Annotated in this window: 20 protein-coding genes; 10 read left to right on the forward strand and 10 right to left on the reverse strand. The window is 60.6% G+C overall.

All coding sequences use genetic code 11. From position 1 onward, the window contains the following. Positions 1 to 48: 48 nt before the first annotated feature. From epd to fkpA, 3 genes are all read right to left on the reverse strand, one after another. The gene (gene epd, locus FE240_RS13140) at positions 49 to 1,059 is read right to left on the reverse strand and encodes an erythrose-4-phosphate dehydrogenase (protein ID WP_042046416.1); all 1,011 of its coding nucleotides are present in this window, start codon (positions 1,057 to 1,059) and stop codon (positions 49 to 51) included. Then, entirely contained in the window at positions 1,056 to 1,976 is a 921-nt protein-coding gene (locus tag FE240_RS13145) for an ROK family protein (RefSeq protein ID WP_193001524.1), read from the reverse strand. The genes epd and FE240_RS13145 overlap by 4 nt, the downstream gene beginning before the upstream one ends. Positions 1,977 to 2,084: 108 nt before the next feature. After that, positions 2,085 to 2,894, reverse strand: a complete 810-nt coding sequence (gene fkpA / locus FE240_RS13150; protein WP_193001526.1) for an FKBP-type peptidyl-prolyl cis-trans isomerase — start codon at positions 2,892 to 2,894, stop codon at positions 2,085 to 2,087. A gap of 118 nt (positions 2,895 to 3,012) precedes the next feature. Here fkpA and FE240_RS13155 point away from each other — a divergent pair, with 118 nt between their 5' ends. Both FE240_RS13155 and FE240_RS13160 read left to right on the forward strand, forming a co-directional pair. Further along, positions 3,013 to 3,987: a WD40 repeat domain-containing protein gene (locus FE240_RS13155; RefSeq protein WP_193001528.1), complete on the forward strand. Its 975-nt coding sequence runs from the start codon at positions 3,013 to 3,015 to the stop codon at positions 3,985 to 3,987. Between the two features lie 9 nt (positions 3,988 to 3,996). Continuing rightward, entirely contained in the window at positions 3,997 to 4,215 is a 219-nt protein-coding gene (locus FE240_RS13160) for a SlyX family protein (RefSeq protein WP_042046422.1), read from the forward strand. A 55-nt stretch (positions 4,216 to 4,270) separates the two neighbouring features. Here FE240_RS13160 and slyD read toward each other — a convergent pair whose 3' ends face one another. Together slyD and FE240_RS13170 are read right to left on the reverse strand one after the other, a co-directional pair. Further along, on the reverse strand, positions 4,271 to 4,885 hold the full coding sequence (slyD, locus tag FE240_RS13165; RefSeq protein ID WP_193001530.1) for a peptidylprolyl isomerase: 615 nt from the start codon (positions 4,883 to 4,885) through the stop codon (positions 4,271 to 4,273). Positions 4,886 to 4,954: 69 nt separating this feature from the next. After that, a complete protein-coding gene (locus FE240_RS13170) occupies positions 4,955 to 5,158 on the reverse strand; it encodes a YheV family putative zinc ribbon protein (protein WP_042046425.1) in 204 nt (67 codons plus the stop codon). Positions 5,159 to 5,197: 39 nt separating this feature from the next. Here FE240_RS13170 and FE240_RS13175 point away from each other — a divergent pair, with 39 nt between their 5' ends. From FE240_RS13175 to FE240_RS13185, 3 genes are all read left to right on the forward strand, one after another. After that, positions 5,198 to 5,821, forward strand: a complete 624-nt coding sequence (locus FE240_RS13175) for an AraC family ligand binding domain-containing protein (RefSeq protein ID WP_193001532.1) — start codon at positions 5,198 to 5,200, stop codon at positions 5,819 to 5,821. A 106-nt stretch (positions 5,822 to 5,927) separates the two neighbouring features. Further along, positions 5,928 to 6,833: a chemotaxis protein gene (locus FE240_RS13180; protein WP_193001534.1), complete on the forward strand. Its 906-nt coding sequence runs from the start codon at positions 5,928 to 5,930 to the stop codon at positions 6,831 to 6,833. Further along, positions 6,830 to 7,828: a hydrolase gene (locus FE240_RS13185; RefSeq protein ID WP_193001536.1), complete on the forward strand. Its 999-nt coding sequence runs from the start codon at positions 6,830 to 6,832 to the stop codon at positions 7,826 to 7,828. The genes FE240_RS13180 and FE240_RS13185 overlap by 4 nt, the downstream gene beginning before the upstream one ends. Here FE240_RS13185 and FE240_RS13190 read toward each other — a convergent pair. Together FE240_RS13190 and FE240_RS13195 are read right to left on the reverse strand one after the other, a co-directional pair. Next, positions 7,773 to 8,909, reverse strand: coding sequence for a GGDEF domain-containing protein (locus tag FE240_RS13190; RefSeq protein ID WP_193001538.1), 1,137 nt, complete (start codon positions 8,907 to 8,909; stop codon positions 7,773 to 7,775). The genes FE240_RS13185 and FE240_RS13190 overlap by 56 nt on opposite strands. 36 nt (positions 8,910 to 8,945) lie before the next feature. Continuing rightward, positions 8,946 to 10,150 (reverse strand): IS3 family transposase gene (locus FE240_RS13195; RefSeq protein WP_102948393.1). Its coding sequence is split into 2 segments (ribosomal slippage): positions 8,946 to 9,832 and positions 9,832 to 10,150, totalling 1,206 coding nucleotides; the frame shifts between segments, so codons are not numbered across the junction. Between the two features lie 223 nt (positions 10,151 to 10,373). On the opposite strand from FE240_RS13195, the gene FE240_RS13200 reads away from it, so the two are divergent. Genes FE240_RS13200 through FE240_RS13210 form a run of 3 tightly spaced genes read left to right on the forward strand, consistent with a single transcriptional unit; the run spans position 10,374 to position 12,058 of the window. After that, positions 10,374 to 10,598 carry a YheU family protein gene (locus FE240_RS13200; protein WP_193001540.1) on the forward strand — a complete coding sequence of 75 codons (225 nt, stop codon included), beginning with the start codon at positions 10,374 to 10,376 and terminating at the stop codon, positions 10,596 to 10,598. A 52-nt stretch (positions 10,599 to 10,650) separates the two neighbouring features. Beyond that, the gene (locus tag FE240_RS13205; RefSeq protein WP_042046431.1) at positions 10,651 to 11,520 is read left to right on the forward strand and encodes a phosphoribulokinase; all 870 of its coding nucleotides are present in this window, start codon (positions 10,651 to 10,653) and stop codon (positions 11,518 to 11,520) included. A gap of 13 nt (positions 11,521 to 11,533) precedes the next feature. Next, the gene (locus tag FE240_RS13210; protein ID WP_193001543.1) at positions 11,534 to 12,058 is read left to right on the forward strand and encodes a DUF4136 domain-containing protein; all 525 of its coding nucleotides are present in this window, start codon (positions 11,534 to 11,536) and stop codon (positions 12,056 to 12,058) included. A gap of 48 nt (positions 12,059 to 12,106) precedes the next feature. On the opposite strand, the gene FE240_RS13215 is transcribed toward FE240_RS13210, so the two are convergent. Further along, a complete protein-coding gene (locus FE240_RS13215; protein WP_226798822.1) occupies positions 12,107 to 12,415 on the reverse strand; it encodes an MliC family protein in 309 nt (102 codons plus the stop codon). A gap of 41 nt (positions 12,416 to 12,456) precedes the next feature. Then, positions 12,457 to 12,861, reverse strand: coding sequence for an OsmC family protein (locus FE240_RS13220; protein WP_193001545.1), 405 nt, complete (start codon positions 12,859 to 12,861; stop codon positions 12,457 to 12,459). 278 nt (positions 12,862 to 13,139) lie between these two features. Here FE240_RS13220 and crp point away from each other — a divergent pair, with 278 nt between their 5' ends. Next, positions 13,140 to 13,778, forward strand: a complete 639-nt coding sequence (gene crp / locus FE240_RS13225) for a cAMP-activated global transcriptional regulator CRP (RefSeq protein ID WP_193001547.1) — start codon at positions 13,140 to 13,142, stop codon at positions 13,776 to 13,778. 54 nt (positions 13,779 to 13,832) lie between these two features. Further along, positions 13,833 to 14,630, forward strand: coding sequence for a putative RNA methyltransferase (locus tag FE240_RS13230; protein ID WP_193001549.1), 798 nt, complete (start codon positions 13,833 to 13,835; stop codon positions 14,628 to 14,630). Positions 14,631 to 14,679: 49 nt separating this feature from the next. Here FE240_RS13230 and FE240_RS13235 read toward each other — a convergent pair whose 3' ends face one another. Then, the gene (locus FE240_RS13235) at positions 14,680 to 15,360 is read right to left on the reverse strand and encodes an SDR family NAD(P)-dependent oxidoreductase (protein WP_193001551.1); all 681 of its coding nucleotides are present in this window, start codon (positions 15,358 to 15,360) and stop codon (positions 14,680 to 14,682) included. Between the last annotated feature and the right edge of the window lie 3 nt (positions 15,361 to 15,363).

Below are 15,363 nucleotides of genomic sequence, written 5' to 3' on the forward strand. Positions count from 1 at the left end.
TATTTTCCAGGTAATGTTCAAAACAGTAACCTTGCGCCCGGTGCAGGCTCAGCCTGCGGCCATCATGGCCCGGGTGGTATCCAGCATGCGGTTGGCGAAGCCCCATTCGTTATCACACCACATCAACATCTTGACGAGGTTGGCATCGCTCACCCGGGTCTGGGTACCGTCAATGATGCACGAGTGGGCATCATGATTGAAATCGACGGAGACCAGTGGCTCTTCGGTATAGTCCAGAATGCCCGCTAATGTACCTCTGGATGCCCGCTTGAGGGCTTGATTTACGTCAGAAACCGACACTTTTTTTCGTACCGTGATGCTCAAATCCATCGCGGTGACGTTGATGGTGGGCACCCTTACCGCGATCGCCTCGAACTTGCCCGCGAAGTGGGGCAGGATACGCTCCAACCCCTTGGCCAGCTTGGTATCCACCGGGATGATGGACTGGCTGGCAGCACGGGTACGGCGCAGATCGCTGTGGTAGGCGTCGATCACCTGCTGGTCATGCATGGCCGAATGAATTGTCGTAATAGTACCACAATTTATCTCAAATTCTCGATGCAATGTTTCGATAACAGGCACCACGCAATTGGTGGTACAGGAGGCGTTCGAGACGATCCGTTCCCCTCCGGTCAGGGTGTGATGGTTAACCCCGTAGACCACGGTGGCATCCACATCGGCATCGGCCGGATGGGAGAACAGCACCTTGCCCGCCCCCGCCGCCAGATGCTTTTCGGCATCGGCGCGCGAACCGAATACCCCGGTGCAATCGAGCACCACATCCACCTTGAGGGCGCGCCAGGGCAGGTTCGCCGGATCCCGCTCGGCAAACAGGGAGATGAGATCCTCCCCCACCAGCATGCTGCTGCCCGCCAGTTGTACCGGATGGTGGAAGCGGCCGTGACTGGTGTCATAACGGGTCAAGTGCACCATGGCCTCAGGGGCCGCCAGCTCGTTGATGGCGACAATCTTGATGTTCTTGTCGCGCCCGCTCTCGTAGAGCGCGCGCAGCACGTTGCGGCCAATACGGCCATAGCCATTGATGGCGATGCGGATCATCCGAGCAGGGCCTCCTTGAAAGTACCGCGGGCCAGCAGGGCGGCGCCGAACACACCGGCGCTGTCGCCCAGAGCGGGCCTGATGATAGGGGTGGTGAAACGGGGATTGAACAGGTAGGGGAGCACGCTCTCGCGGCCTGCCGTATAGAGGCTGTCGATATTACCGACCCCACCGCCGATGACAATGACGTCAGGATCGAGGATGTTGACCACGTTAGCGATGGCCTGACCAAACAGCCGATGCAGGCGATCGAGGGTCTGGCGCGCCGTGTGATCGTGCGCTGCGGCGGCAGCAATCTGGGGCAGGCTGAGTCGGCGTTTGCTCTTGTCCCGGTACCAGGCCTCAAGCGCAGGGCCGGAGAGGAAGGTCTCGACACAGCCACGCTTGCCGCAATAGCACTCGGGGCCATCGGGAGAGAGCACATTGTGGCCCCACTCCCCGGCGATGCCGTGATGGCCGTTGAGGATCTGGCCGTTGATGACGATGCCGGCCCCCACCCCGGTGCCCATAATGATGCCAAACACCACCCGCGCCTCGGGGTTGCCCGCCCGCACCGCGCCGAGATGGGTCTCGGCCAGGGCGAAGCAGTTGGCATCGTTGGCGATAAAAACGGGAATGCCGAGGCGCGCCTCGAGATCCTCTTTGAGGGGGCGGCCGTTGAGTTCGGTGGTGTTGCAGTTTTTCATCACCCCGGTCTGCGGATCGCGGGCTCCCGGCGTCCCCATGCCGAGCTGCTCGGGGCGGCGACCCAGCGCGACGGCGCAGCGCTCAACCAGCGCAATGATGGCATCGACAATGCCCTGATAACCGGTGTCACGCGGTGTCGGCTGGCGTTCACGCAGCACCACGGCGTCACCGTCCAGCACCACACACTCCATCTTGGTGCCGCCCAGATCGATCCCCCAATCCCAGCTCATCCTGTCTCCTTGCTACGGCGGAGCGAAGAGCGGCAGTGTAGCACCCCTTGCCCCAAACAAAACAGGGCCCGAAGGCCCTGTCTTAATTAGGAAAACTCGCGCCAATGCTTACTTCTTGGCGGGTTCCTTGGCCTCTTCGGCGGCCGGCTTCTCGATAGAGAGCAGCTCAACGTCGAACACCAGTACGGAGTTGGCCGGGATGGAGCCCGCACCGTGCTCACCGTAGGCCAGCTTGGACGGCAGGAAGAACTTGAACTTGGAGCCGACCGGCATCAGCTGCACGCCTTCGGTCCAACCCGGGATCACCTGGTTGAGCGGGAAGGTGGCCGGCTCGCCACGGTCGACGGAGCTGTCGAACTTGGTGCCATCGAGCAGGGTACCGGTGTAGTGCACCTTGACGATGTCAGTGGCCTTGGGCTTGGCGCCCTCGCCCATCTTCTCAACCTGGTATTGCAGGCCAGATTCGGTGCTCTTCACCCCTTCCTTCTTGGCATTATCGGCCAGGAAGGCTTCACCCTTCTTCAGGTTTTCGGCCGCATCTTTCTCAGCCTTGGCCTTGGAGAGTTCGTTGATCTTGGCATCATAAGCCTGCAAGGACTTCTGGATATCCTCATCGCTCATGTCGGCCTTCTTGGTCAGGCCATCGGTCACCCCCTTGAGGATAACGTCGTGGTCCAGCTGGATACCCAGCTCCTGCTGACGCTCCAAGGTGTTGGCGATGTAGCGCCCCATGGAGAGGCCGATGGCGTAGCCGGATTGCTCTTCAAAGCTCTTGGCTGCGCCCTTGGTGCCTTCTGCCGGCTTGGCGGCTTCGGTCTTGGTTTCGGCAGCAGCAGCCGGCTTCTCGTCCTTCTGGCATGCGGTCAGACCCACAGATACGGCTGCCGCCAGCAGGGACACCTTCAGAAATTTGTTCATCAGTTTCTCCAAAACGTAAAACCCGCTCTCGATTCCTTCTTGAAATGAGAGGTTTATGTTCACAAACGCCTTATACTAACCCCCGAATTCGGGCGAACAAAAGCATGAGACAGGAAAAATGCGAAAAAGTGCCCTTCCCTTTTTACTACTGCTCCTGCTGTTGTCAGGATGCAGTGAAAATGGCTCGCCAGCCCTGCACTCCGTGCGCCTCTCCGAAGAGGGCACGCTCACCGCCGATATCACGGCCGATGCCTCCACGGCCCTGCTCTCTGGAGTGAGCCAGGGGGTGACGGTATGGAATTTGCAAAACCAGCGCCAGCGCTATCGCTGGCAACTGGCGCAAAACGAAGATGAGGCCACATTTGTCGGACGCTTTTCGCCATCCGGCGCACAAGCAGTCACCGCCACCCCGACCACTTTCGGCCTCTGGAGCCTGGCCAATGGCCGTTCGCTCGGCTTTTATTCCCTACCCGAGTCGCGCCTGCGCGACATCGCCGTCAGCGACAGCGCCCGCGCCGTGCTGATCGGCCGCGAGGATGGCAAAGCCGAGTTTGTCGATTTACACAGCGGCCGCCGGCTGCAATTTCTCGGCCACACCGAGCCGATCAACTCGGTGGATCTCTCCGCCAATGGCCGCTATGCGCTGACCGGCGGCAACGACTACAGCGCCTATCTGTGGGATACCCAAAGCGGCCAGGTCATCCACCGCTTCAACCACGCCAGCCGGGTCACCATGGTCCGTCTTGATCCGTCCGGGCGTAGCGCCTTCACCGCCAGCAGCATGGGGCAGGCCATCCTCTGGGATCTGACCAGCGGCAAAGAGATAAGCCGCCTGCAAATGGAGCATCGCCAGGAGATCTACAGTGCGGCGCGCTTTGCCAACCAAGGGCAGTGGCTACTGACCGGCTCTCCCTCGCGCCAGGCGGCGTTGTGGCGGGTCAGCGATGGCGCACAACTGCGGCAGTGGCGGGTAGCCCCCCGCCCCTCGGCACGCCCCTCCAGCTCGGTGGTCTATGGCATCGCTTTGCGCGACAATAGCCGGGTTATCACGCTCAGCTCCAGCGGCTACGCCGAAACATGGAGCATCAAGTAAAGGAAGGTTATGGAAAAGCAGCAGTTGCTCGAACGCATCGAAACCCTGGAAACCCGTCTGGCCTATGCCGAATACACGGTGGAGCAGCTCAACGAGGAGGTCACGTTACAGGGGCGCGAACTGGACAAGGTTCGCCAGCAGATCCTGCTACTGGCCGATAAATTTAAGGCGATGCAACCGACCCAGGTCGCCAGCATGGCCGAAGAGACCCCGCCGCCCCACTACTGAAACGGCCACAAAAAAGCCCGCATGATGCGGGCTTTTTTTATGCCATAAGCGGCAATCAGTGGTGGTGGCCCTTGCCACCGCAACCGCCGCCGCCACAGCAACCACCGTTGCCGGCGTCGTCGTCGTGATGGTGATGACCACCGCCACAGCAGCCGCCGTGGTCATGATCGTGGTCGTGGTCGTGGTCGTGATGACCGCCACAGCCACCGGCACCGTGCACATGGCCATGAGCCAGCTCTTCAGCGGTCGCCGGACGCACGTCCTTGATCTCGACCTTGAAGCCCAGAGTCACGCCCGCCAGCGGATGGTTGCCATCCACCTTGACGGTGTTCTCGGTCACTTCCACCACGGTCACCGGGCGATGGCCGTCGTCAGTTTCGGCCACGAAGGTGTCACCTTCGGACACTTCCATGCCGTCAAACAGCTCGCCGGGCACTTCCTGCACCAGCGCCTCGTCGTACTCGCCATAGGCCTGCTGCGGGGCCAGGGTCACCTCAAAGGCATCACCCACGGCGCGGCCTTCCAGTGCAGCCTCCAGACCGGAGACCAGATAACGGGTGCCGTGCATGTAGACCAGCGGCTCTTTGCCGACGGTGCTATCGATCACTTCACCGTGCTCGTCGGTGACGGTGTATTCCAGCGTAACCACGCTCAGGGGAGCAACTTTCATGTCAGGGATCCTGCAGAGTTAAAAAACGGCCCAAGGATAACTCAAATCCCCGGCCACGCCTACGGAATGTCAGGGACGGAAGACGCCGATCACCTGTTCAGCCTCACGGGTTGCCTGGGTTACCTCGTCGGTTGGGCGCACCTGAGTGTCGCCACACTCGATGCAGGTCACCTTCTCGACTCCATGCTCCAGATACAGCATCATGGTGTCTTGCCGGCTACAGGCGGGACACACCGCCCCGGCGATGAAGCGTTTTTTACGTTTCGTTTCCATATCGATTACCTCCCGGCAGCATCATATCAGGGTTTGTCCATGCATTACGCCATCGAATTTCATGCTCATCACGTCGCTGCTCTGCATTTCGGCAAACGCCAGCGCCTGCCGCAGGGGCGCCTACTGCACATCACTCATGGCATGGCACTGCTGCGCCTTGGTAGCCACGAACAACTGCTCTCGCCGGGCGCCCTCTTCTGGCTGCCGGCCGACTGCTTGGCCACCTTCATTCCCCTGCGTGACTGCCGCTGGCAAGAGCTCCTGCTCTCTTTGCGCCATCCCCAGCCCAGCCAATCCGGCTGGTTGCATGCAACGCCACTGCTCAAGGCCCTGCTAGATACGCTGACCGACTGGACACGCGAGCCCGAATGGCAAGGCGCCTACGGCGACCGGCTGCGGGTGCTGGCCGACGAATTGCAGCAGCATGAGCTGAGCACACAGCCCCCCTACAGCGCGCTGCAACAGGAGTGGCAAGCGCTTCGGCAAGGTATCGCGCCGCAGGAGGTGAGCGAAGAGCTGGCCGCACTGGCGGCGCAGTGGCGGCTGATCCGCGCCGATCGCCTGCTCAAGGGGGGTAATCCACTGACGCAGGTGGTGGCCCAGCTCGGCTATGGCAATGAGTCAGCCTGGCAGGACGAGCTTAATTTCTGGTGCACCTGCTAACCTCTCTAGCAAATTAAAAAACGGCCGATAATCAAGCGGGTGGTCGGTCGTCAATCTCATCCGGCCATGACTTCTCCCTCTTTCATGACTCAACGGGGTATCGACTATGAAAAGCAAGGCTAACCAGTCGCAAGGGATGCTGCTTTTCCGCCTAACCCAGCAACAGCGATTTGCTATCGGTACGCTCAAGGTGAAGGAAATTGTGCCCTTCACCCCACTGACCGCCATTCCTCAATCGCACCATACCGTACTCGGTGCCGTCAGCCTGCGCGGCCAGACGCTGCCGATCATCGACATGGCGCGGGCCATCGGCTACCGCCCCATCACCCCTGATGAGTATTCACGCTGCTTCATCATCATCACCGACTGCCGTCGCACCTTGGTGGGATTTTTGGTGCGCGGTATCGAGCGCATCTGCGAGTGCAACTGGCGCGACATCGTCTCGCCGCCCCCCAGCCTCGGCCACAACATCTTCGTGACCGGCGTCACCCGCATTGGCGAACAACTGGTCCAGCTACTCGATGTCGAGCTGATCCTCTCGCGCGTCTTCCCCGACGATCCCGAGCACCTCTACCCCCTGCTGACCGATGTGCAGCGCGAGATTTTGAAACCCATGCAGATCCTGCTGGTCGATGACTCGGCGGTGGCCCGCAAACAGCTAACGGCGGCGTTGGATTACATCAACATCCCCTATCAGGTGTGCAGCAACGGCAACGATGCGTTTGAGCGCATGAAGCAGGCCGCCGAACGAGGCACCCCCATTGACATCCTGGTCAGCGACATTGAGATGCCGGGGCTCGACGGCTACGAGCTGGCCTTCGAGGTGCAAAGCGACGCTAAGCTGGCCGGTGCCTACATCATCCTGCACACCTCCCTTTCAAGTGAGATCAGCGTCGAGCGCGCCCACCAGGTCGGAGCCCACGAGGCACTCACCAAGTTTGCCGCCAACGAGCTGGTGCAGGCGATGCTGCGCGGCGCTGAGCACCACAAGAATCTGCGGGGAACCCCGTGATCGTCGAGAGCGATTTCCGGGCCCCATGGTGGGCCCGCAACGCCCACTTACAGACCATATTGCCAAAATGGCTGCGACGCGCACCGGCCTGCTTTGAGGCTGAGCGTCTCGAACTACCGGATGGGGATTTCATCGATCTGGCCTGGAACCGCCGACCCAGCGAAGGGGGGATGACTCCGCTGCTTGTCCTGTTTCACGGGCTGGAGGGAAACGTCCACTCCCACTACGCCAAAGGGATGCTGGCGCATCTAGCCCGCCAAGAACAGGATGCCGTACTGATGCACTTTCGCGGCTGTAGCGGTGAGCCCAACCGCCAGTTGCAAGCCTACCACTCGGGCGCCACTGAAGACGCCGCCTTCTTGCTGCGCACCCTGCATCAACGCTACCCCGCTCGTCCCTTGCTGGCTATCGGCTGGTCCCTCGGCGGTAACATGCTGATCAATGTGCTGGCCCGCCACCCCGATTTACCGCTGCGCGGCGCCATGGTGATCTCTGCCCCGCTGCAACTGGCGGCTTGCAGTGAACGGGTGGGCCGCGGTTTCTCACGGGTCTATCAGGAGTACCTGCTACGCAGCCTGCGCGGCAACCTACTGGTCAAACGCGAGACCCTTGCCCATGCCCGCGACCACTGGAGCCGCGAACAGATCCGCGCCATCCGCACCTTGCGGGATTTCGACGAGCAGGTCACGGCCCCCCTGCACGGCTTTCGCAACGCCGACGACTACTATCGCCGCTGCTCCGGACTGCCACTGCTGCGCCATATCGCCATCCCGACCCTGCTGATCCATGCCGTCGACGATCCCTTCATGGATCAGAGCGTCATCCCGCAGCCGGGGGAGATCTCCTCCCAGGTTCGTCTCGAACTGAGCCGCCACGGGGGCCACGTCGGTTTTCTACATGGCACTCCGTGGCAGCCTCGCTACTGGCTTGAAGAGCGAGTCAGTCGCTGGTTGGCAGAGCGGCCAGTCGATAGCCATCACGCCCCGCCTCCTTGACGGCGTAAAGTGCCTCATCGGCCCGCTGCAAGAACGCATCCTCCCCCTCCCCCGGCTGATACTCGGCCACCCCCTGGCTCAGGGTCACCACTGGGGCCACCAGGGAGCCGACGTGCTCAAGCGCCAGACACGCTAACTGCTCGCGGACTCGGCGAGCAACCTCACCCGCCTCATCGGCCGTCATGCCTGGCAATAGGATGACAAACTCCTCGCCACCATAGCGGGCCACCAGATCCTCATCCTTTCGCACCGAGCTTTGTAGCTGCTGCGCCACTTCCTTGAGACAGGCATCACCGGCTTGGTGGCCATAGTGGTCGTTGTAGCGTTTGAAGTAATCCACGTCGCTGAGGATGACGCTCAGTGGCAACCGATGGCGCCGGCTCAGTGCCATCGCCTTGTTCAACGCGCGATTGAAGTGGCGGCGATTGGCAACCCGGGTCAACTCATCCATGTTGGCCTGCACCTCGAGTCGGCGGGCCAGCCGCAGGTTCTCGACCTCGTTACGCACAGCCAATCGAAACCAGTCGTGTAACAGGCGGCGCCCGGCCTCCAATATCACCAGCACGAAACTGACGGCCAGCAGATGCAACCAGACAAAGGCGAAGGAGTGAAACAGGTGCTCACTGAGCTGAAACAGCAGCAGGGGGGTAACGAAGGCATAAAAGAGACGGCCATCGGGATAGAAAGCGATGAGCGCCATCACCAAGATGACATTGATATAGCTGTTGGTGAGGCTGGCGCCACCACGCAGCTCTAGCACTCCGATGGAGTAGCCAATCCCGACCCACCCCAGGCTCCACAGCACGCTCAACAGCAATATGCAGGCACGCCAGCGCCGGTGGGTCAGGCGGGTGATCGCGAACCAGCCGATGGGCAGGGAGAGTTGCTGCAACAAGGTGAGGCCCAATTGCTGGGGGAAGGACCAGGGCAGCCGCTCGGTCAGTATCATCCCCGCCCCCAGATAGGCATGGTAACGACAAGCCAGAAACAGGATGGCCAACAGACTGATGCACCACAACCAGATAAGGCCGCGGTTCAGCGCTTGGCGCTGTGCCTGTTCAAGGTGAAAGGAGAAGTGCATGGATTTGACCCCATAGGTCCAGACACTTTTTCCCGCTTAGGGTTGTGATACCCGACTGCGCAGAAATTCCCGTGGTGAACGGTATCCCAAGGCGCTGTGCGGGTGGTGCTCGTTATAATGCTCAAACGCGATAGCCAAATTGCCTACCGCTGTTCGGCTATCCGGTTTTGGCATCATCTCGATATAGTCTCGCTTCATCGTCTTCACGAAGCTCTCCGCTATACCGTTACTCTGTGGGCTTCTCACTGCTGTCGTTCTGGGCTCCAACCCGATTTCTCGTGCAAACGCGCGGGTCTCATGGGCTCGATACGCCGAGCCATTATCAGTCAGCCACTCCACCGGTGATGCCGGCAACGAATCCCCAAAGCGATGTTCGACAGACCTCAGCATGACATCTTGCACAGTGTCACTATCGTAACCCCCAGTACTGGCCGCCCAGTCCAACGCTTCCCTATCGCAGCAATCCATGGCGAACGTGACACGTAGTTTTTCACCGTTATCGCAGCGAAACTCGAAGCCATCTGAGCACCACCGTCGATTGCTCTCCTTGACGGCAACACGCCCCTTATGTGCCTGCTGGGCCAATGGTGCAGCTGGTTTTCTTTCCAGCAGCAAGCCATGTTCGCGCATGACGCGATATACCCGCTTAGCGTTTACCACAGGTTGTTCTGTTGCCTCAGACTGACGCCGTAACAGCGCCCAGACCCGGCGATAGCCATAGGAGGGAAGCTCTGCCATCGCCTCCATGATACGGCCAAGTAAGGCTGCATCATCACGCTGGCGATGATGACGACCATCTTGCCAACCCGGTTTTCGATGAACACGAACGGATAGCTGCGCACGCGATACATTAAGAGCCTGGCTCACAGCACTTAATCGTCGTCCCCCGGCAACAAGGGCGCATGCGCAATCCATTTTTTTGCTCGACCATACTCCACGGCTTCTTTGAGGATCTCGTTCTCCATGGTCTTCTTCCCGAGCAGACGCTGAAGCTCTCGGATCTGCTTGATGGCAGCAGCCAACTCGGAAGCAGGAACAACATCCTCACCGGCGGTGATCGCCGTGAGAGACCCTTCTTGGAATTGCTTACGCCATTTGAAAAGCTGGTTTGCGTTGACGTCGTGCAAGCGAGCAACATGAGAGACGGTCATCCCGGGCTCAAAGGTCTGCTGCACGATGGCGATCTTTTCTTGTGGAGTCCGGCGTCGACGGCGCTCGGCCCCTGTTAACACTTCGACCATCTTCTCGTTGTGACTAGTACTGAACATAGCTCCAAGACTACCTCTTAAGTTAAGAGGGGCGAAGTGTCTGGATCTTCAAGGGGCCAATCTAGTGCAGCGGTGCGCGCCGCTTCTCGAAAGAGAGCATGGACTGAAACCTTGAATAGAGAAAAACAGGTTGCACTTCGTTGGCTAACACCAACAATAGCCAACGCATTATCAGCTCACTACGATAGGAGCCCCCATGATAGTCCCCTGGCAGTCACTTGATCCACAGACGCTGAACAATCTCATCGAAGCGTTTGTCCTGCGCGAAGGCACCGACTATGGCGAGCAGGAGATCAGCCTGACCGAAAAGGTGGCCGCCGTGCACAACCAGTTGCAAAGCGGTAGCGCCGTGATTGTCTACAGCGAGTTGCATGAGACAGTCGACATAGTGCCGAGCGATCGCTTTCCCAGGGAAGCTTGACCATTTTCCGGCCGACCCCGTATAACGGTGGGGTCAAGGAAGAGGATCCCCCATGTCGGCCAAACACCCTATCATTGCCGTGACCGGTTCCTCCGGCGCAGGCACCAGCACCACGACCACCGCCTTTCGCTCCATGTTCCACCAGCTCGGTTATCAGGCCGCCGTGGTGGAAGGGGACAGCTTTCACCGCTACACCCGTCCTGAGATGGATGTGGCCATTCGTAAGGCGCGCGAGCAGGGGCGCCACATCAGCTACTTCGGCCCCGAGGCCAACGACTTCGCGCTGCTCGAGCAGTTTTTCCAGGAGTACGGCCAAAGTGGCAGCGGCCAGTATCGCCGCTATCTGCACAGCTTCGATGAGGCGGTGCCGTTCAACCAGATGCCGGGCACCTTCACCCCCTGGCAGAGCCTGCCTGAGCCGACCGATCTGCTGTTTTATGAAGGACTGCATGGCGCCGTCGTCACCGAGGAGCACAACGTGGCGCGCCACGTGGACTTTCTTATCGGCGTGGTGCCCATCGTCAACCTGGAGTGGATCCAAAAGCTCATCCGCGACACCTCGGAGCGCGGCCACTCGCGTGAAGCGGTGACCGACTCCATCGTCCGCTCCATGGATGACTACATCAACTTCATCACCCCCCAGTTCTCGCGCACTCACATCAACTTCCAGCGCGTGCCGACGGTCGACACCTCCAACCCGTTCAGCGCCAAGGTGATCCCGAGCCTCGACGAGAGCATGCTGGTGATCCGCTTTCGTGGCATCAAGAACGTCGACTTCCCTTATCTGTTGTCGATGATTGACGGCAGCTTCATGTCGCGCCTCAATACCATAGTGGTACCGGGCGGCAAGATGGGCTTTGCGATGGAGCTGATCCTGCGCCCGCTGATCCAGCAACTACTTGAAACAGGCAAGATCACCTGATCCGGGAGCTCCCATGCGCCGCTTCGCCCTGTTGTTGTTTCCCCTGCTGCTCACGGCTTGCAGCAGCACAGCCCTTCCTCCCCCCACCAGCGGCAGCATGGTGGTCAGGCCGGCGCCGTCATGGCCCTATGCCACTCCCGTGCGCTATGCCATGGCCGAGCAGTTCCAATACGCCGGCCCCCGTACCGAGGGGTGGCTTCTGCCGGTGCAACTGGCAGTTGAGCAGAGTTTGCAAGGCAAGGGGTGGCAAGCGGCCCCCATCACCGAGGCCGATCTCTGGGTAGCCATCGGCGTGGCCGATGCCACTGAGGTACAAAACGGGGAACTCTTTCGACGCCTCGGCATGGCGCCAGGCCTTGCTGCGCCGGCCGGGCACAAGATGGGCTCATTGGCCGTCGTGCTGCTCGACAGGCAATCGGGCGCCGCGGTATGGAGCGCCTCGCTCCAGCTCGAAACCGCCCGCGCCGTCCCTGAAGATGAGCGCGCCCCCCTCAGCCAGCGCTGGATCGCGTCGCTGCTGCAAAGCCTGCCACGCTAATAACACAACGGCCCGCATTGGCGGGCCGTTGTGTCTGGAGCATCGAGCCTATGTGCTCTTGCCGGAGTGACAGGTGAGCAGAGTGGTATTGTTATTGGCCACGATCGTCTGATCGCCATGTTGCCAGAAGCTGGTCAGCCCGAAGGCATACTTACGCCCCTCCTTCGACTCCACTCTCAGCAACTTGTACCAGACACCGCCTAGCTCAAATTGCACCGTATCGGCCTGGGAGTCCTCAGTCACACTGAGTTCCCTGTCACCACACTGATACAGGCTATGCGTGTACTGGGTCGGCTGGGGGCCGCTACAGGCAGCCAGCCCCACCACGGATAACACCACCATCACCTTGTTCATCATGCACTCCCTTCACTCGGTTATCTCTGCGCTGACGCAGCCAATCAGGCCGCGATGACCCGATAACCGTGGCTGATCTCCACCGCTTTTTCCAGCATCAACGAGACCGAGCAGTACTTCTCCATAGAGAGATCAACGGCCCGAGCCACCTGCTTCTCGGCAAGGTTGTGGCCGGTGACGATAAACTCCAGATGAATCTTCTTAAACACTCGGGGGGCGGTCTCGGCGCGTTCAGTGGTCAGCTCGACCCGGCAACCGGTGACCGCCTGACGCCCCTTCTCAAGGATAGAGACCACGTCGATGGAGCTGCAGCCGCCGATGGCCATCGGCACCATCTCCATCGGGCTCGGGCCCTCACCCGGATTGGCGCCATCGAGCACAATTTTGTGTCCCGACTCGCTCTGCCCAACGAATTTCATGCCATCAACCCAGGTCACTTCCGCTTTCATGCACTTCTCCACTCATTGCGTATCAATCGGGGCAATAGCATACCACTCATGGCCTCCCGAGCCTCTTTCCGAGAGGGATTAGATCAAAATCAACATGCATTCAGGAACAACAGGTTAGAATGATGCCCGCGTATTCGTCCCGCCAGATCGTCCGAGACCGGGGCGAGCCTTGTCAGCACAGGGAAAGGCTCTTATCCTACTGCGACTGACACACAGGGAATGGCAGGTCGGAAGCTTGCCGGGACCAGGATGTACAAAACATCAACAGAGGAAGATTCATGGCTATTGGCAAACCGCAAAGCGACCCGACTCTCGAATGGTTCCTGTCGCATTGCCATATTCACAAGTACCCGGCCAAGAGTACCCTGATCCATGCAGGCGAGAAGGCGGAGACCCTCTACTACATCGTCAAGGGCACAGTGGCCGTGCTGATCAAGGATGACGAAGGCAAGGAGATGATCCTCTCCTATCTCAATCAGGGAGACTTCATCGGCGAGATGGGGCTTTTTGAGGAGAACGAGAGCCCGGAGCGTACCGCTTGGGTCCGTGCCAAGGGGTCGTGTGAAGTCGCCGAGATCTCCTACAAAAAGTTCCGTCAGCTGATCCAGGTCAACCCGGAAATCCTGCTGCGCCTCTCCGGTCAGATGGCCAAGCGTCTTCAACATACCAGCCAGAAGGTGGGCAACTTGGCCTTCCTCGACGTCACCGGCCGTATTGCTCAGACCCTGCTCAACCTGGCTCACCAGCCGGATGCCATGACCCACCCGGATGGCATGCAGATCAAGATCACCCGCCAGGAGATAGGCCAGATCGTCGGCTGCTCCCGCGAGACCGTTGGTCGCATCCTGAAGATGCTGGAAGAGCAGGAGCTCATCTCCGCTCACGGCAAGACCATTGTCGTTTTCGGTACCCGCTGACCGTCACTGATTGCTCAAGGCTGCCCACAGGCAGCCTTTTTTGTCGGAATTCCCATGCAACTCCAATGCCCCCTATGCCGCGCTCCGCTGCACCGTCATGCCGCCTCTGGCGGTGCCTATTGCGATAACAAGCACCACTTCGACAAGGCCCCCGAGGGCTACCTTGACCTCATCCCCGGCAAGCACTCACCGAAAGAGGGGGAGAGCCGAGCCCTGATGCGTGCCCGTCGCCACTGGCTCGAAAGCGGCGCGCTTGCACCGCTGACCGAAGCCATTGCCGATCAGTTGCCCGCCGATGGGGGTGAACTGATCCTGCTCGGCTGTGGTGAGGGCTATCTCTGCCGCGCCCTGGCGGGCCGCCGCCCCGACTGGACGACCATCGGCATCGAGCGCGCCAAGAACGCCGTGTTTGCCGCCGCCAAGGCGCAGCCTAGTGCTGAGTTTGTGCTGGCCGACCCGGGCAAGCCGCCCCTGCTGCCCGGCAGCGCAGCCGCCCTGCTGCTCGAGGCGACCCCCAAGACCCGGCTCAACACGCTGCCCCCCCTGCTGACACCGGGTGGCTGGCTGCTGCTCTTTAGCCAAGGGCCACGTCATCACTGGCAACTGCGCAGCCATATCAACCCTGATGCCAGGGAGCACCCCGCCGCCTGGCCCTGCGTACCCGGCCTACGTGAAGCAGCCCGCAGCCGTTGCCACTTCGAGGTGGCCATGGATCAGGAGAGCCGGGCGCTGATGCTTGCCACCAGTCCCCTGGCCTGGCGCACCAACAATGCCCAGCGCCATGACTATCAGCAGCACGGTGGTGACCATCTGGAGCACGACTACCTGCTGACCCTGTGGCAGGCCCCCTAAAAGCAAAACGCCTCCCGAGGGAGGCGTTTTTTACCATAAGAGAGCAGCATCAATCGTTGCGGCCGATGAAGAGATCGGTCACGTGGCAGCTCTCCCGCGAGACCAGCGCATCGAGCATATAAGCGGCCGCATCATCCGGCGTCATGAAACGGCTCGGATCGACATGGTTACTGCTATCCCAGAATTCACTACGAATGCCGCTCGGATAGAGGTTAACCAGCCGTAGCGGGCTCCCCTTTAGCTCGGCACGCAAGGATTCGAGAAAGCCGCGCATCCCCCACTTGGAGGCGCAATAGAGGCTCTCGTTAGCCTTGCCGACCTGCGCCGCCGAAGAGAGCACGCAAGCCAGCACGCCCCCCTTCTGCCCCAGCAGGCGCACCGTCTGCTGGGCCACCAGAATGGTCGAGACCAGGTTGTTCTCCACCACGGAGCGGATCTGCTCGGCGGTATAGACCCCGACCGGGCCAAACTCACCGACCCCGGCGCAGTGGATCACCAGCTCAGGCACCCCGCCCCACTCGACGGCGGCCGAGAAGGCCATCTCCACCTCTTCGAGGTGGGAGAGATCGGCCGCGATGCCGATCACCTGCTCCCCGAAGCGCAGCTCTTGCTCCTGCAACTTCTCGTGACGGCGCCCCATCATGGCCACCCGATGCCCACGGGCCACCAGACCTGCGGTCAGTGCCCGCCCAAGCCCGGAGCCGGCCCCCGTTACTACGGTGCTCACCATCGC

Origin of the sequence: Aeromonas simiae (assembly GCF_014892695.1) — a bacterium.
Lineage (GTDB): Bacteria > Pseudomonadota > Gammaproteobacteria > Enterobacterales > Aeromonadaceae > Aeromonas > Aeromonas simiae.

Bases quoted from the DNA above. Each gene is read 5' to 3' on its own strand.
- FE240_RS13155 (WP_193001528.1), top strand. From the start codon at position 3,013: ATGCGAAAAAGTGCCCTTCCCTTTTTACTACTGCTCCTGCTGTTGTCA.
- epd (WP_042046416.1), bottom strand. From the start codon at position 1,059: ATGATCCGCATCGCCATCAATGGCTATGGCCGTATTGGCCGCAACGTG.
- FE240_RS13210 (WP_193001543.1), top strand. From the start codon at position 11,534: ATGCGCCGCTTCGCCCTGTTGTTGTTTCCCCTGCTGCTCACGGCTTGC.
- FE240_RS13230 (WP_193001549.1), top strand. From the start codon at position 13,833: ATGCAACTCCAATGCCCCCTATGCCGCGCTCCGCTGCACCGTCATGCC.
- FE240_RS13145 (WP_193001524.1), bottom strand. From the start codon at position 1,976: ATGAGCTGGGATTGGGGGATCGATCTGGGCGGCACCAAGATGGAGTGT.
- FE240_RS13180 (WP_193001534.1), top strand. From the start codon at position 5,928: ATGAAAAGCAAGGCTAACCAGTCGCAAGGGATGCTGCTTTTCCGCCTA.
- slyD (WP_193001530.1), bottom strand. From the start codon at position 4,885: ATGAAAGTTGCTCCCCTGAGCGTGGTTACGCTGGAATACACCGTCACC.
- FE240_RS13175 (WP_193001532.1), top strand. From the start codon at position 5,198: ATGCATTACGCCATCGAATTTCATGCTCATCACGTCGCTGCTCTGCAT.
- fkpA (WP_193001526.1), bottom strand. From the start codon at position 2,894: ATGAACAAATTTCTGAAGGTGTCCCTGCTGGCGGCAGCCGTATCTGTG.
- FE240_RS13200 (WP_193001540.1), top strand. From the start codon at position 10,374: ATGATAGTCCCCTGGCAGTCACTTGATCCACAGACGCTGAACAATCTC.
- FE240_RS13190 (WP_193001538.1), bottom strand. From the start codon at position 8,909: ATGCACTTCTCCTTTCACCTTGAACAGGCACAGCGCCAAGCGCTGAAC.
- FE240_RS13235 (WP_193001551.1), bottom strand. From the start codon at position 15,360: ATGGTGAGCACCGTAGTAACGGGGGCCGGCTCCGGGCTTGGGCGGGCA.
- crp (WP_193001547.1), top strand. From the start codon at position 13,140: ATGGCTATTGGCAAACCGCAAAGCGACCCGACTCTCGAATGGTTCCTG.
- FE240_RS13215 (WP_226798822.1), bottom strand. From the start codon at position 12,415: ATGATGAACAAGGTGATGGTGGTGTTATCCGTGGTGGGGCTGGCTGCC.
- FE240_RS13170 (WP_042046425.1), bottom strand. From the start codon at position 5,158: ATGGAAACGAAACGTAAAAAACGCTTCATCGCCGGGGCGGTGTGTCCC.
- FE240_RS13205 (WP_042046431.1), top strand. From the start codon at position 10,651: ATGTCGGCCAAACACCCTATCATTGCCGTGACCGGTTCCTCCGGCGCA.
- FE240_RS13160 (WP_042046422.1), top strand. From the start codon at position 3,997: ATGGAAAAGCAGCAGTTGCTCGAACGCATCGAAACCCTGGAAACCCGT.
- FE240_RS13220 (WP_193001545.1), bottom strand. From the start codon at position 12,861: ATGAAAGCGGAAGTGACCTGGGTTGATGGCATGAAATTCGTTGGGCAG.